Source organism: Streptomyces sp. V4I2 (assembly GCF_030817655.1).
Classification (GTDB): Bacteria; Actinomycetota; Actinomycetes; order Streptomycetales; family Streptomycetaceae; genus Streptomyces; species Streptomyces plumbiresistens.
Genome location: NZ_JAUSZM010000003.1, coordinates 6506240 through 6520481 on the forward strand (window position 1 = coordinate 6506240; position 14242 = coordinate 6520481).

Sequence of the window (14242 nt, forward strand, 5' to 3'; positions counted from 1 at the left end):
CACTGACAACGGCCCTACGCCTGCGGAGTCGGCTCGCTCCCGTCGCTCGCGCGCCCGGGGTGCCGGGGGCCTGTGGCGTACCGGCACCCCGCAGCCGCGCGTCAGTCACCCGGGACGGCCGCCGACACCTTGGCCGACTCCGTCTCGCACCGCAGCCGGCGTTCCACGCCCAGTTCCCGCACCGGCCCGGTCAGCGTCAGTCGTGCCACATGCCGTACCTCCGTGCTGGACGCCCCCAACCGCAGCTCCAGTGCTCCCGGTTCGACCACGCGACGCCCTTGGCGGTCGGTGAACGCCGACAGGTCGGCGTCGAAGCGGAAGGTCACGCGGCTCGCCTCGCCGGGCTCCAGCTCCAGCCGCCGGTAGCCGATCAGCCGTACGTCCGGTCGCGTGACGCTCGCCACCGGGTCGTGCAGATACAGCTGGACGACCTCGGCGCCGGCGCGCTCGCCGGTGTTGCGGACCGTGACCGACACGTCGTACGAACCGTCCGTGTCCACTTCCGTCTGCGGGCCGCCCGTGAAGTCCTCCCAGGTGAACGCGGTGTACGCGCGCCCGTGCCCGAACGGGTACAGCGGCGTCGGGTCCAGGTTGGTGACGCCGGCCTTCAGGCCCAGCGGCGGCTGGAGGTACGTCCACGGCTGGCCGCCGGGGACGCGCGGGACGCTCACCGGGAGGCGGCCCGAGGGGTTCACGCGGCCCGACAGCACTCCCGCCACCGCCGGGCCGCCCTCCTCCCCCGGGAAGAAGGCCTGGACGACGGCGGCGAGCCGGCCGTCCCAGCGGCCGAGCGCGTAGGGGCGGCCGGTCAGCAGGATCAGGACCACCGGGACGCCCGTCGCCACCAGTGCGTCCAGCAACTCGCCCTGGGCGCCGGGGATGTGCAGGTCCGACGCGTCGCAGCCCTCGCCCGAGGTGCCCCGGCCGAACAGGCCCGCCCGGTCGCCGAGCACGGCCACGCAGACGTCCGCCTCGGCCGTCCGGGCCACCGCCTCCTCGAAGCCCGAGGTGTCCGGGTCCGAGACCCCGCAGCCCTCCGCGAACGTGACCTTCGCGTCGGGGAGTTCGGCCCGCAGCGACTCCAGCAGGGTCGGGATCTCGACACCCGTCGGCACCTCGGGATGGTGCGTGAGGACGTGGGACGGGAAGGAGTAGCAGCCGAGCATCGCCAGGGCGTCGTCGGCTCGCGGGCCGACCACCGCGATGCGGGTGTCCGGGGCCAGCGGCAGCAGTCCGTCCGGGTTGTCCAGCAGGACCACCGACTCCTCGGCCAGACGGCGGGCCAGGGCGCGGTTCGCCGCCGAGTCGAGGGTGATCCGCCCGGCCGGCTCCGGGTCCCAGTCCTCGTCCAGCAGGCCCAGTTCGCACTTCTGGAGCAGCACCCGGCGGGCCGCGCGGTCGATCAGGGACTCGGGGACCGAGCCCGCCCTGACCGCCTCCAGCAGTGGTGTGCCGTAGCACTTGAGCGTCGGCAGTTCCACGTCGACGCCCGCCGCCAGCGCCGCGTGCGCCGCCTCCGCCTCGGTCCCCGCCACCCGGTGCAGGGTCTGCAGGAAGCCGATGCCGAAGTAGTCGGAGACCACCGTGCCGGTGAACCCCCACTGCTCCCGCAGGAGTTCGGTCAGCAGGCCGGTGTCCGCGTGGGCCGGGACGCCGTCCGTGTCGTTGTACGCGGCCATCACCGAGCGGGCGCCGCCCTCGCGCAGGGCCAGCTCGAACGGCGGGAGCGTCACATCGGCGAACTCCCGGATCCCGGCCCGCACCGGGGCCTGATTGCGGGCGCCGGCCGAGGAGGCGTACCCGGCGAAGTGCTTGAGCGTGGCGATGATCCCGGCCGATTCGAGGCCGCGGACGTAGGCGGCGCCGACCGTGCCGACCAGATACGGGTCCTCGCCGATGGTCTCCTCCACCCGGCCCCAGCGCAGATCCCGTACGACGTCCAGGACCGGGGCGAGGCCCTGGTGGACGCCGACCGAGCGGAGGTCCTGGCCGATGCGGCGGGCCATCTCCTCGACCAGCTCAGGGTCGAAGGTCGCACCCCAGGCCAGCGGGACGGGGTAGGCGGTGGCCTGCCAGGCCGTGAAACCGGCCAGGCACTCCTCGTGGGCGATCGCGGGGATGCCGAAGCGGCCGGCCCCGGCGATACGGCGCTGGGCGCGGGCCAGCGCCCGCGCGCCCAGCACCGGGTCCACGGGGGCCGTGCCGAAGGGGCGGGTGAGCTGGCCCAGGCCGTGGGTGATCAGCTCGTCCCACTCGTAGTCCGCGGTCATTTCGCGCTGGAGGGGCGCGACTTCGCCGCCGTCCGTCGCAGTGGCGCCCACCCACACGCCGTAGAGCTGGGCGGTCTTCTCCTCCAGGGTCATCCGGGAGAGGAGGTCGTCGACGCGGGCGGCGGCGGGCAGGGCGGGGTCACGCCAGGGCGCGGTGGTCATGAAACTCCTGTCGGGGTGAATGGCCCTCTCGCGAATGTTTCGAGATGTAAGTCGAATGTTTTGGGAACCTAGGCCGGTGAGAGGGGTTCGTCAAGAGGTCGCGCAGGGATACGATCGCCGCCATGACACCCCCGGAGCCCGCAGAAACCCGGACGACAACCCCGACGGCCGGACGGTCCGCACAGACCGCGACGCTCGCCGAGATCGCCCGCGAGGCCGGCGTTTCGGCGCCGACAGTTTCGAAGGTCCTGAACGGACGTGCCGACGTCGCCCCGGCGACCCGCAGCCGCGTGGAGGACCTGCTGCGCGCGCACGGCTATCGGCGCCGGCGTGCCGAGGCGAGCCGCTCGCCCCTGATCGACCTGGTCTTCCATGAGCTGGAGAGCGCCTGGGCGATGGAGGTCATCCGGGGTGTGGAGAACGTGGCGCGGGACGCCGGGCTGAGTGTGGTGCTGAGCGAGAGCGCCGGGCGGCTCACCCCCGGGCGGACCTGGGCCGACCAGGTCGCCGCCCGCCGTCCGCACGGTGTGGTCCTCGTGCTGTCCGGGCTCGACGAGTCCCAGCGCGCCCTGCTCAACAGCCGGTCCATCCCGTTCGTGGTGATGGACCCGGCCGGCAACCCGGGCGCCGACGTGCCCTCGATCGGCGCCACCAACTGGCAGGGCGGCCTCGCCGCGACCCGGCATCTGGTCGAGCTCGGCCACACCCGCATCGGCGCGATCACCGGACCGTCCCGGATGATGTGCAGCCGCGCCCGCGTCGACGGCTACCGGGCCGCCCTGGAGACCGCCGGGCTGCCGGTCGACCCCGAGCTGATCGCGGCCGGCGACTTCCACCACGAGGCCGGCTACCGGCGGGGCCTGGAACTGCTGCGCCGCCCGGACCGGCCCACCGCCGTCTTCGCCGGCAACGACCTCCAGGCGCTCGGGCTGTACGAGGCCGCGCGCGAGCTGGGACTGCGCATCCCGGAGGACCTGAGCGTGGTCGGGTTCGACGATCTGCCGGTGGCGCCCTGGGTGGGGCCGCCGCTGACGACCGTACGACAGCCCCTGACCGAGATGGCCGAGGCGGCCGCCAAGCTGGTGCTCGACCTCGGGCGGGCGGAAGGGACCCTGGCCGCCACCAGGGTCGAGCTGGCGACCAGCCTGGTGGTGCGGGCGAGTACGGGGGCGCCGCCGAGTTAGTCGTGTTTCTGCGTTGACGGGTGTGGTGAGGCCCCTCACACTGCTCCGAAGCCAATCGGTTGCACAACCGAAACTTTCGGAGGCACCCGCAATGAGATCTCTGAGAACAGGCTTATCCCTCGCATCCCTGACCTCCCTGGTGAGTGGCGTCGCGATGCTCGGCGCGCTGCTGGTCACCGTCCCCGCCGCGCACGCCGCCGACGCGCCCCTGCGCGACCTCGCCGCCGCCAAGAGCAAGGTCATGGGCACGGCGGTCACCGGGTCCAAGCTGACCGGGACGTACGGCGAGACCGCCGCCCGCGAGTTCAACGCGCTGACCCCCGGCAACGCCATGAAGTGGGGCTCGGTCGAGCCGGCCCGGGGCAGCTTCGACTGGGCCGAGGCCGACCGGATCGTCGACTTCGCGGAGGCCAACGGGCAGCAGGTGCGCGGTCACACCCTGGTCTGGCACAGCCAGAACCCGGGCTGGCTGACGAACGGCACCTGGACGCCGGCCCAGCTGAGCCAGCTGATGAACGACCACATCGCGTTGGAGGTCGGTCGCTACAAGGGCCGGCTGGCCACCTGGGACGTCGTCAACGAGCCGTTCAACGAGGACGGCACCTACCGCCAGACCCTCTGGTACAACGGCCTCGGCGCCGACTACATCGCCCAGGCCCTGACCGCGGCCCGCGCCGCCGACCCGGCCGCCAAGCTGTACATCAACGACTACAACGTCGAGGGCGTCAACGCGAAGAGCACCGCCCTGTACAACCTGGTCAAGTCCCTCAAGGAGCGCGGCGTCCCGATCGACGGGGTCGGGCTCCAGGCCCACCTCATCGTCGGCCAGGTGCCGTCCACCCTCCGGCAGAACATCCAGCGCTTCGCCGACCTCGGCGTGGACGTGGCGATCACCGAGCTGGACATCCGGATGCAGCTGCCGTCGGACAGCGCCAAGCTGACCCAGCAGGCCGCCGACTACAAGGCAGTCGTCGGCGCCTGCGTGGCGGTGGCCCGGTGCGTCGGCGTCACGGTGTGGGGCTTCACCGACTCCGACTCCTGGATCCCGGACACCTTCCCGGGGCAGGGCGCGGCGACGCCGTACGACGAGAACTACGCGCCGAAACCGGCGTACGAGGCGATCGCGCAGGCGCTCGGCGGCAGCCAGTCCACGGAGGGTTGTACGGCGACGTACAGCGTGACCAGTCAGTGGAGCACCGGCTTCACGGGGCAGGTGCGGATCGCCTGCTCCGGGGCCGCGCTGTCGTCGTGGAAGGCCGACTGGACGTACGGCGCGGGGCAGCGGATCACGCAGGCCTGGAACGCGACCTGCGCCCAGACGGGGACGGCGGTCAGCTGCTCCAACGCCTCCTACAACGGGACGGTGGCGGACGGCGGGTCGGTGACCTTCGGGTTCAACGCGTCGTGGGGCGGGAGCAATCCGGTGCCGGTGGTGACACTGGGGTGAGGCGATCCTGAGAAGGTGAGAATTTCCGAAGAAAACCGTCTCCCACCCCCGTCCCTAACATTCTCCTAATAATTCGGACTTACGTTCCTACCCGTGACCGGACGTGAAGAGAACGGCGACGAGGGCAGACGAAGAGGCCGGCGGTCTGGAGCGCTCAAGGCCGTCGGTCTCACCCTCGCGGGCGCACTGGTGCTGGGCGCCGCCGCGGCGGGGTGGGCCTACTGGCACCTCAACAGCAACATCAAGAGCGTCGACATCAACAGCGCGCTCGGCGACGACCGCCCGGCGCAGGCGGTGACGACGCCCACCCCGTCCGGTACCGCCTCGGCGTCCGCCGCCCCGCTGCCCACCAAGGCCCTGAACATCCTGGTCCTCGGCTCGGACTCGCGCAGCGGCGAGGAGAACCAGGCGCTCGGCGGCGGCGACAGCTCCGGCGCCCGGTCCGACACGGCGATGGTGGTGCACCTCGCCGCGGGCCGTACGACGGCGACCGTGGTCAGCATCCCGCGCGACACGCTCGTCACCCGGCCGTCCTGCCCGCTGTCCTCCGGGGGGTCGACGGCGGTGGCGTACAACTCGATGTTCAACAGCGCCTACTCGGTGGGCGGTCCGGTGTGCGCGGTCAAGACGGTCGAGTCGATCACCGACGTCCGCATGGACCACTACATCGAGATCGACTTCGCCGGCTTCGCGAAGCTCGTGGACGCGCTCGGCGGGGTCACCGTCACCACGGACGAGGACATCGACGACGACGACAGCCACCTCGAGCTGGACGCCGGCACCCACGAGCTCGACGGCGAGCAGGCCCTCGCCTTCGCCCGCACCCGGCACGGCATAGGCGACGGCAGCGACCTCGGCCGCATAGGCCTCCAGCAGAAGCTGGTGAAGGCCCTGCTGGAACAGATCTCCTCGACGAACCTGCTGACCGACCCCGCCAAGCTCTACCGGGTCGCCGACGCCGTCACCGGCAGCCTCACCACGGACACCGGCCTGAACTCCCTGACCGAACTGATGCGCCTCGGCGAGAGCCTGCACGGCCTGTCGGCGGACCGGGTGACGACGGTGACGATGCCGGTGGTGACGGCACCCTCGAACCAGTACCGGGTGGTGGCGGACGAGCCGGAGGCGCGCGAACTGTGGGAGTCGTTGCGCTGAGGAGCGTGTTGCGCCGAGGGGGCGTAAGGAGCGCGTTCAGTTTCGTGCCGAACGGGCCTCGGGAACAACGCAGTTGTGCTTCTACGCCCAGTAAGGCGTCCGCGCCGCAGGCTGATCCGTGGCGCCGTCCTCACCGCCGTGGCGACGGTGTCCTTCGGGCTGGCCGTGTGCATGCCGCACCCTCATGCCCCAGTGGCTGGAGGAGGCCCAGGCGCGGCGGCAGCGCGACCCGCAGGTCCTGCCGCTCGCCTGGGCGCCGACGGACCGGCCGGTCGCGGCCGAACTCCGTGACCCGGCCACCGGCGGCCGGGTGCTGAGGGTCCACCTCGAAGGTCGACGCCTCTCCTGTGGGATTTCGGGAAAGGGAGCCGGTCTGTTCCGAGTGAACCCACGTCGTCGGCAGGCGATTTCTGGACCTATGACGTCATGAAGGGTGACAGGCTGGTATTCCTCGACTCGCGGGGGCGGATCGGGCGGATCCGGCTGCCGAACTTCGACGAGGGGGAAGAACTCGCGGTTGTTCTTGAGGTTGCGTCGAAAGGCTATGAAGGAGGCGGTGGTTACATGATCGCCAGCCCATATGACGAGTGCTTCTATCTCGAGTACGACGACGAGATGCGCGGGCATTTCTGGCGTCCGTCCGGGAGTTCCGGCCCATGGCGAGCAGTAGGGCCTGAATTCCCGAGCAGTTATGTCGCGCTCCATCCCAAGAAGCCCATCGCCGCAGTGTCCGCTTATGCCGACGGCGCCCGGTCCTCCGACGGCGTCATCGAGCTCTGGCACATCGACCGGGACCCGCACCTCTGGCGGACCCTGCGTGGCCACATGGCCCTGGTCAGATTCCTGAGCTTCAACGCCGACGGCACCCGCCTGGCCGGCGCCGGCGCCGATGGCACCATCCGCCTCTGGAACATCACCTGACCGTCGCCCCGGTTCCGGCATCCACCATCAACAGCCGGTCGTGGTCGTGCTGTTGGGGACAGGGACTGGGCGTGGCCCGGTCCGACTCCTCCGTGTGGTTCCGTACGACGCAATAGGTGCTCTCCATCAGCAGAACCCGGTCCCCGCAAGGCGTCACCGGCACCGGCGAGCAGTGCGGCCGCCGCCACAGCACCCGTCCCTGGGCCAGGGCGACGAGCGTCCGCTCCCGGTCGTTCTCGACGCGGGCGTACACATGGTCGTCCCCCGCCACGAGCCGGGGTTCGCGGCGCATGGTCCGCCAGTCGGGCCGTGCCGCCTCCAGCGCGCCCGCCCGGAACAGCGGGTGTGGCACACGGGGCAGACGGCGGATGCCGGTGCGGTGGGTCCAGACCCGCTGCCGGTCGTCGACCGCGTACAGCCGGCCTCCCGCCGTGGCCAGGGTGCCCCGGTCGAAGGAACCGGAGACGGGGAGGTTGATCGGGAGAAGGAAGCGGCGCCCGGGGCCGCGACGCGGGGTCGGGAAGCGGCGCACCCAACGCCCTCGCTCGGGTACGCACCACACGCTCTCCCCGTCGTCGAAGATCTGCGGCCACGAGCTGAACAGATGCCCGTCCCGGAGCCTGAGACGGCCGGCTTCCTCCCCCGTGGCGCCGTACAGCCAGGTCAACCGCCGAGGGTTCCAGACGAAGATCAGCCGCTCCGGTACACCGCTTCCGCGCGGCGGCTGGGGGAGGCCCGCCATGGGGAACTCCCGGTGCCAGAGGGGACGGCCCGTGCGGAGGTCGTACGCGTGAAAGCGCAGTTTCTCGATGGCCATTTCGACCTGCGGGAGCGTGTCGCTGTGCACGACGAGCGCGCCGTCCACCAGCCGCAGGTACTGGGTGTCGGGCGGCATCGGGCGCGTCCACAGCGCGTCCCCGCCGAGGACGTCGTAGCCGCTCAGCGCCCAGTCCGGGTCCGTGAAGTGCGCCGCGATCACGGTCCGCCCGTCGCTCACGCAGCCGATCATCCTCGGTACGGCGATGTGGCGCAGTACGGTGCCCGACTCGGTCTCCAGGACGGTGATCGTGACCCCCTCGGGCAGGGACGGTCGCGGTGTCCACTCCCACGGCACCACGACACAGCCGCCCGCCACGGTGAACGTCCACTCGCGGCGCGGCACGGTGTCGCAGTACGGGCTGCGCCACCGTTCCTCGCCGGTGTCCAGGTCGAACGCGGTGATCCGCCCGCCGACCGACACGTACACCCGGTCCCCCGCGACCACGGGGCGCGACAGGCTGTCCGCGGGTGCCGTGAGGGTCCACAGCCTCGATCCGGGTTCCTGTTCCAGGCGCGTGACGACCTCGTCCTCGAAGTCCCGTGAGTCCCGTGAGTCCCCTGAGTTCCCTGAGTTCCCGACATCCTCCGGCACGGTTCGGCCCCCTTCCCACCGCCATGGTGCCGCGCGCCACCAACCCGTCGACCGGCATGCAGACGGAGGAAAATTCTTCGAGGAAGTCCGTCGAGCATGTCGATCCGGGTGGCTCCCGTTCGACGCTGGGGTGAGAGGCCGGGAAGGACCCGGCCCGCACGGCACGAGGAGCCACCATGCCCCGATACCTGTCGCTGGTGAAGGTCGACGAGAGCACCGCCCCCGCCGAGGGGCCGAGCCCCGAGCTGATGCAGCGGATGGGGGAGCTGATCGAGGAGATGACGAAGGCCGGCGTCCTGCTGGACACCGCCGGGCTGACACCGACCGAGCAGGGCAACCGCGTGCGCTGGGAGGGCGGGCAGCTGTCCGTCACGGACGGGCCGTTCACGGAGTCCAAGGAGGTCGTCGGCGGTTACGCGATCATCCAGGCCAAGGACAAGGCCGAGGCGATCGAGTGGACCAAGCGCTTCCTGAAGGTGCACGAGGAGCACTGGACGGTGACCTGTGAGGTGCGGGAGATCGCCGAGGGCTAGGGCCTGCCGGCCGAGCGCTCCTTGGCGGCAGGCCTCCCCAGGTGTCTGATGGTGGGCTGTGACACCACAGCCCACCGCCGACCCGCGCGGAGCCGTCGAAACCGTCTTCCGAATCGAGTCGCCCCGGATCATCGCCGGCGTCGCCCGCATCGTCCGGGACGTCGGCATCGCCGAGGAGCTGGCCCAGGACGCGCTGGTCGCGGCCCTGGAACAGTGGCCGCGCGACGGCGTGCCCGACAACCCGGGCGCCTGGCTCATGGCCACCGCCCGGCACCGCGCCGTCGACCTGATCCGGCGCCGGGAGAACTACGCCCGCAAACTCGCCGAGATCGGCCGGGACCTGTCGGACGCGGCCCCGCCGGAGGAGCCCGCCGACCCCGAGGACATCGACGACGACCTGCTCCGCCTGGTCTTCACCGCCTGCCACCCGGTCCTGTCCGCCGAGGCCCGCACAGCCCTCACCCTTCGCCTGCTCGGCGGCCTGACCACGGCCGAGATCGCCCGCGCGTTCCTCGTCCCGGAACCGACGGTCGCGCAACGCATCGTCCGCGCCAAGCGCACCCTCGCCACGAAGAACATCGCCTTCGAGGTGCCGTACGGCCCCGACCGCGAGGCCCGCCTCGGCTCCGTCCTCGACGTCATCTACCTGATCCACAACGAGGGTTACGCCGCCACCGCCGGCGACGACTGGCTGCGCCCGGGCCTGTGCGAGGACGCCCTGCGCCTGGCCCGCGTCCTGTCCGGCCTGATGCCGAAGGAACCGGAAGTCCACGCCCTGACCGCGCTGCTGGAGTTCCAGACCTCCCGGTCGGCGGCCCGCACCGGCCCGTCCGGCGAACCCGTCCTCCTCAAGGACCAGAACCGCCGCCGCTGGAACCGCATGCTCATCGCCCGCGGCATCACCGCCCTCGGCCGCGCCGACGCCACCTCCACCGGCGCCCCGGGCCCGTACGCCCTCCAGGCCGCCATCGCCGCCTGCCACGCGATGGCGTACTCCTACGAGGAGACCGACTGGCGGACCATCACCACCCTGTACACCCTGCTCGCCGCCCGCGCCCCCTCCCCGGTCGTCGAACTCAACCGCGCGGTCGCCCTGTCGATGGCGGACGGTCCGGCCCCGGCGCTGGAGATCGTCGACGCCCTGGCCGCCGAACCGGCGCTGCGCGACTATCACCTGCTCCAGAGCGTGCGGGGCGATCTGCTGCTGCGTCTCGGCCGTACGGCGGAGGCGCGGGCCGAGTTCGTACGGGCGGCGGAGCTGACGCACAACACGCGGGAACGGGAGCTGCTGCTGAGGCGGGCGGCCGACGCAGAGGCGTCCTGATCAGACGGGGTGCCCGAGCAGCATGGTCGGCGCCCCCGCCACCCGCGTCAGGAACACGGTCGCCGCGTTCCGCCCGTGCTGCTTGGGGAGGGCCTTGCGGCGCAGTTCCTCCGGCTCCACCGCCGACCCCCGCTTCTTCACGGTCAGGATGCCGACCTCCCGCTCCCGCAGCAGGGCCTTCAACTTCTTGACGTTGAAGGGGAGTCGGTCGGTGATCTCGTACGCGGAGGCGTACGGGGTCGGCCGCAGCTCGTCGGCCGTGATGTACGCGATGGTCTCGTCGACCAGCCCGCCGTCGAGGTCCTCGGCGACCTCGGCGACCAGATGGGCGCGGATGACGGCGCCGTCGGGCTCGTACAGGTACCGGCCGACGGACCGGACCCGGGGGTTCGGCAGGCCCCGGCCGAGGAGCGTGCGCGGACCCGGCAGCAGGGTCGCCCGTACGGCGCCCGCCCCGGCCCCGAACCACAGCACCGCCTCCTTCACGTCCCCGCCGTCCGAGATCCACTCGGCCTCCGCGTCGGCGGGCACGGCCTCGTGCGGGATGCCGGGGGCGACCTTCAGGGCGGCGTGCGGTGCCTTGAGGGCGGTCCCGATCGCCCAGGACAGCGGTGGTGAGTACGCCTCGGGGTCGAAGATCCGGCCGCGCCCGCCGCGCCTCGCCGGGTCGACGAACACGGCGTCGTGGCCGGCGGTGTCCACCTCCGTCACGTCCGCCTCCCGCACCTCGATGAGGTCGGCGAGGCCGAGCACGTCGGCGTTCGCCCGCGCCACCGCCACGGTCGCCGGGTCCCGGTCGACGGCGAGCACCCTGACCCCGGCCCGCGCGAGCGCGATCGCGTCCCCGCCGATCCCGCAGCACAGATCGGCGACCGACCGCACCCCCAGAGCCCGGAAGCGCTCCGCCCGGTACGACGCCACGCTCGCCCGGGTCGACTGCTCGACCCCGTTCGGCGTGAAGAACATCCGCCCGGCGTCCTCGGCCCCGAACTTCGCCTCCGCCCGCTGCCGCAGCCGCGCCTGTCCGAGCGCCGCCGACACCAGGTCGGCGGGGTGCTCGCGGCGCAGCCGGGTGGCGACGGCGAGTTCGTCGGCGGGGGCGGTGCCGCGCACCGCGTCGAGGAGGGCGCGGCCCTCGGGGGTGAGGAGGGGAGCGAGGTCGTTCACCGGCTCATTGTGGGCCAGTCGGTGGATGGTCTGCCCGCGGTGGAGGTGTCGCTCCGGGTTCGCGGGGGCGTCCTGCGAGGATCCCGCACCATGCGAACGGTAGGACAAAATGACAAAAGTCGGTCATGTGTGACGCTGAGGGGCGGCATCGCCGTGCTCGCCATGGCCGCCCTCGTCTCCGGCTGTGCGCAGGGCGGTGACGGCTCCGACGTCGGGCCCGCCGCCGGCCAGCAAGGCGCGAAGGAGGGACACGCGGCCGAGCTGCGCGCCGCGCACCAGGCCAGAGTGGCGGCGGCGAAACGCTGGGGCCTGAAGAAGGTCCCGCTCACACCGCCGCGCCCGCCTGCCGCCAAGCCGACGATCACCACCCGCAAGGGCTTCGAGGTGGACGGCCACGGCTACGACAGGCTCCCGCCGGTCTTCACCACCGTCCCCACCCAGCACAAGGTCGTGTTCCTCACCATCGACGACGGTGCCGAGAAGGACCCGGCGTTCCTGCGGATGATGAGCGAGCTGAAGATCCCGTACACCGCCTTCCTCAGCGACTACCTGGTCAAGGGGGACTACGGCTACTTCAGGAAGATGCAGGCCGGCGGGGTCGTCCTCAACAACCACACCCTCCGTCACCCCTACCTGCCCGGGCTGTCGTACGCCCGCCAGAAGCGCGAGATCTGCGGCATGCAGAAGGTCATCGAGAAGCGCTACGGCAAGCGCCCCACCCTCTTCCGCCCGCCCTACGGCAGCTACAACGAGGCCACCCTGCGCGCCGCCAAGTCCTGCGGCATCAAGTACGCGCCCCTGTGGAACGAGGAGGTCTTCGTCGACCGCTGGGCGTACCGCGAGTGGGACCGGAAGATCCGCCCCGGCGACATCGTCCTCAGCCACTTCCGGGGCCGACAGGACTGGAAGGGCACGATGCCCGACATGATCCGCCGCTTCCTGAACAAGGTCACGCGGGAGGGGTACGCCGTGGCCCGCCTGGAGGACTACCTGTGAGGTGGCGGGCACTGGCGTCCGGAGCCCTCACAGCCGCCCTCCTCGCCGGCTGCACCGCCCAGTCCGTCGATCCCGCCGAACGGCCGGGCGAGAAGGCCACCGAGGGCGTGGGGGCGTACGGACCGAGCGGGACGGGGTCGTACGGTCCGAGCGGGGCGGGGTCGTACGGTCCGAGCGGGGCGGGGTCGTACGGTCCGAGCGGGGCGGGGTCGTACGGTCCGAGCGGGGCGGGGTCGTACGGTCCGGAGGGCGCGGGCTCCTACGGTCCGGAGGGTGCGAGCTCGAACGGTCCGAAGGGCACGGGCTCCTACGGTCTGGAGGGCGCGGGCTCCAACGGCCTGGAGGGCGCGAATTCCTACGGTCCGGAAGGCGCGAGCTCGTACGGCCCGGAAGGCGCGGGTGGGCGGCCGTACCGCCGCTGGGGGCTCGCGGCCCCACTGGCCCCGGCTCCGAAACCGGCCGCCAGGCCCCCCGCCGCGCGCCCGGGCCTGCCGCCTGTCATCCACCACGTCCGCACCCGCGACCGGGTCGTCTTCCTCACCTACGACGACGGCGCCGAGAAGGACCCTCGGTTCGTCGACATGGTGCGTGAACTGCGGCTTCCGGTCAGCATGTTCCTCACGGACAGCGTCGTCGGGCCGGGATACGGCCACTTCGCGCGCCTCCAGTCGGTCGGCGCGAGCATCCAGAACCACACGCTCGACCATCCCGCCCTGCGCGGACTGCCGTACGCCGGCCAGCGCGCCGAGATCTGCGGTCAGCAGGACAAACTCCGCTCCCGCTTCGGCATCCGCCCCCGCCTCTTCCGCCCGCCCTACGGCACGTACGACACCACCACCCTGCGCGCCGCCGCCGACTGCGGCCTCTCGGCGGTCGTCCTGTGGCGGGCCTCGGCGGAGAACGGCGACCTGACCTTCACCGAGGGCGAGAGCCGCCTGCGCCCCGGCGACATCGTCTCGGTGCCCTCGCGCGAGCCGGCCGGCGCCACGCTCGCCGAACGGACGACACGGCTGCTGCGGGAGATCCAGGGCAGAGGGCTGACGGTGGGCAGGCTGGAGGACTACCTCTAGGTCGGCCCAGGTCGGCCTCCGTGCGTGAACGCCAGCTGAAAACCTCGCCGCCGCGCCGCACCGCATTGGCACTCCGCTTGACCGAGTGCTAACCACAGTCATAGTCTCGGGTCTGGCACTCCCCCCTGGAGAGTGCCAACTAGCGACGGGCAGGTCCGGCACCCGCGACGACGGATCGACCTGGTCGCCACCTCAGACAGTTAACCCCGTGAGATCTCCGAAGGGGGAGGTCGGATCGTGACGACCACCAGCTCCAAGGTTGCCATCAAGCCGCTCGAGGACCGCATTGTGGTCCAGCCGCTCGACGCCGAGCAGACCACGGCCTCTGGCCTGGTCATCCCGGACACTGCCAAGGAGAAGCCCCAGGAGGGCGTCGTCCTGGCCGTGGGCCCGGGCCGTTTCGAGGACGGTAACCGTCTTCCGCTCGACGTCGCCGTCGGCGACATCGTGCTGTACAGCAAGTACGGCGGCACCGAAGTGAAGTACAACGGCGAGGAATACCTCGTCCTCTCGGCTCGCGACGTTCTCGCGATCATCGAGAAGTAATTCACCTCGCTTCGCCTCACCGCGAAGCACACTGCTTGAGCTGCGCCCCTGGCCCC

General features: G+C 71.7%; 12 protein-coding genes. 9 read left to right on the plus strand and 3 right to left on the minus strand.

Annotation, left to right across the window (positions count from 1 at the left end; translation table 11 throughout):
- Positions 1–101: 101 nt before the first annotated feature.
- Positions 102–2432: a glycoside hydrolase family 3 N-terminal domain-containing protein gene (locus QFZ76_RS31005; RefSeq protein WP_307676776.1), complete on the minus strand. Its 2331-nt coding sequence runs from the start codon at positions 2430–2432 to the stop codon at positions 102–104.
- 122 nt (positions 2433–2554) lie between these two features.
- Here QFZ76_RS31005 and QFZ76_RS31010 point away from each other — a divergent pair, with 122 nt between their 5' ends.
- From QFZ76_RS31010 to QFZ76_RS31025, 4 genes are all read left to right on the plus strand, one after another.
- Positions 2555–3616, plus strand: a complete 1062-nt coding sequence (locus QFZ76_RS31010) for a LacI family DNA-binding transcriptional regulator (RefSeq protein ID WP_307676777.1) — start codon at positions 2555–2557, stop codon at positions 3614–3616.
- Between the two features lie 91 nt (positions 3617–3707).
- Positions 3708–5063 (plus strand): endo-1,4-beta-xylanase, encoded by a 1356-nt coding sequence (locus QFZ76_RS31015; protein ID WP_307676778.1) that lies wholly within the window; start codon positions 3708–3710, stop codon positions 5061–5063.
- A 93-nt stretch (positions 5064–5156) separates the two neighbouring features.
- Positions 5157–6218: an LCP family protein gene (locus QFZ76_RS31020; RefSeq protein WP_307676779.1), complete on the plus strand. Its 1062-nt coding sequence runs from the start codon at positions 5157–5159 to the stop codon at positions 6216–6218.
- Positions 6219–6644: 426 nt separating this feature from the next.
- Positions 6645–7139, plus strand: coding sequence for a WD40 repeat domain-containing protein (locus QFZ76_RS31025; RefSeq protein ID WP_307676780.1), 495 nt, complete (start codon positions 6645–6647; stop codon positions 7137–7139).
- On the opposite strand, the gene QFZ76_RS31030 is transcribed toward QFZ76_RS31025, so the two are convergent.
- Positions 7132–8550, minus strand: a complete 1419-nt coding sequence (locus QFZ76_RS31030) for a PQQ-binding-like beta-propeller repeat protein (protein ID WP_307676781.1) — start codon at positions 8548–8550, stop codon at positions 7132–7134. The two genes, QFZ76_RS31025 and QFZ76_RS31030, sit on opposite strands and share 8 nt — an antisense overlap.
- 176 nt (positions 8551–8726) lie before the next feature.
- Between QFZ76_RS31030 and QFZ76_RS31035 the strand changes: the two genes are divergently transcribed.
- Both QFZ76_RS31035 and QFZ76_RS31040 read left to right on the plus strand, forming a co-directional pair.
- Positions 8727–9083 carry a YciI family protein gene (locus tag QFZ76_RS31035; RefSeq protein WP_307676782.1) on the plus strand — a complete coding sequence of 119 codons (357 nt, stop codon included), beginning with the start codon at positions 8727–8729 and terminating at the stop codon, positions 9081–9083.
- A gap of 58 nt (positions 9084–9141) precedes the next feature.
- Positions 9142–10407 carry an RNA polymerase sigma factor gene (locus QFZ76_RS31040; RefSeq protein WP_307676783.1) on the plus strand — a complete coding sequence of 422 codons (1266 nt, stop codon included), beginning with the start codon at positions 9142–9144 and terminating at the stop codon, positions 10405–10407.
- Here the strand turns inward: QFZ76_RS31040 and QFZ76_RS31045 are convergent, their stop codons facing one another.
- A complete protein-coding gene (locus QFZ76_RS31045) occupies positions 10408–11574 on the minus strand; it encodes a methyltransferase domain-containing protein (protein ID WP_307676784.1) in 1167 nt (388 codons plus the stop codon). It abuts the gene before it with no gap.
- 90 nt (positions 11575–11664) lie between these two features.
- Between QFZ76_RS31045 and QFZ76_RS31050 the strand changes: the two genes are divergently transcribed.
- The 3 genes from QFZ76_RS31050 to groES all read left to right on the plus strand — a co-directional run bounded on the left by QFZ76_RS31050 (position 11665) and on the right by groES (position 14186).
- The gene (locus tag QFZ76_RS31050) at positions 11665–12570 is read left to right on the plus strand and encodes a polysaccharide deacetylase family protein (protein WP_307676785.1); all 906 of its coding nucleotides are present in this window, start codon (positions 11665–11667) and stop codon (positions 12568–12570) included.
- A gap of 338 nt (positions 12571–12908) precedes the next feature.
- On the plus strand, positions 12909–13640 hold the full coding sequence (locus QFZ76_RS31055; protein ID WP_307680178.1) for a polysaccharide deacetylase family protein: 732 nt from the start codon (positions 12909–12911) through the stop codon (positions 13638–13640).
- 237 nt (positions 13641–13877) lie between these two features.
- Complete coding sequence (gene groES, locus QFZ76_RS31060; protein ID WP_171145943.1) at positions 13878–14186, plus strand: co-chaperone GroES; 309 nt, start codon at positions 13878–13880, stop codon at positions 14184–14186.
- The last annotated feature ends 56 nt before the right edge of the window (positions 14187–14242 follow it).

What these genes read in the sequence shown, in the direction of transcription:
- QFZ76_RS31050 (WP_307676785.1), top strand. Translation starts at nt 11,665, where the DNA reads ATGCGAACGGTAGGACAAAATGACAAAAGTCGGTCATGTGTGACGCTG.
- QFZ76_RS31015 (WP_307676778.1), top strand. Translation starts at nt 3,708, where the DNA reads ATGAGATCTCTGAGAACAGGCTTATCCCTCGCATCCCTGACCTCCCTG.
- QFZ76_RS31035 (WP_307676782.1), top strand. Translation starts at nt 8,727, where the DNA reads ATGCCCCGATACCTGTCGCTGGTGAAGGTCGACGAGAGCACCGCCCCC.
- QFZ76_RS31005 (WP_307676776.1), bottom strand. Translation starts at nt 2,432, where the DNA reads ATGACCACCGCGCCCTGGCGTGACCCCGCCCTGCCCGCCGCCGCCCGC.
- QFZ76_RS31025 (WP_307676780.1), top strand. Translation starts at nt 6,645, where the DNA reads ATGAAGGGTGACAGGCTGGTATTCCTCGACTCGCGGGGGCGGATCGGG.
- QFZ76_RS31010 (WP_307676777.1), top strand. Translation starts at nt 2,555, where the DNA reads ATGACACCCCCGGAGCCCGCAGAAACCCGGACGACAACCCCGACGGCC.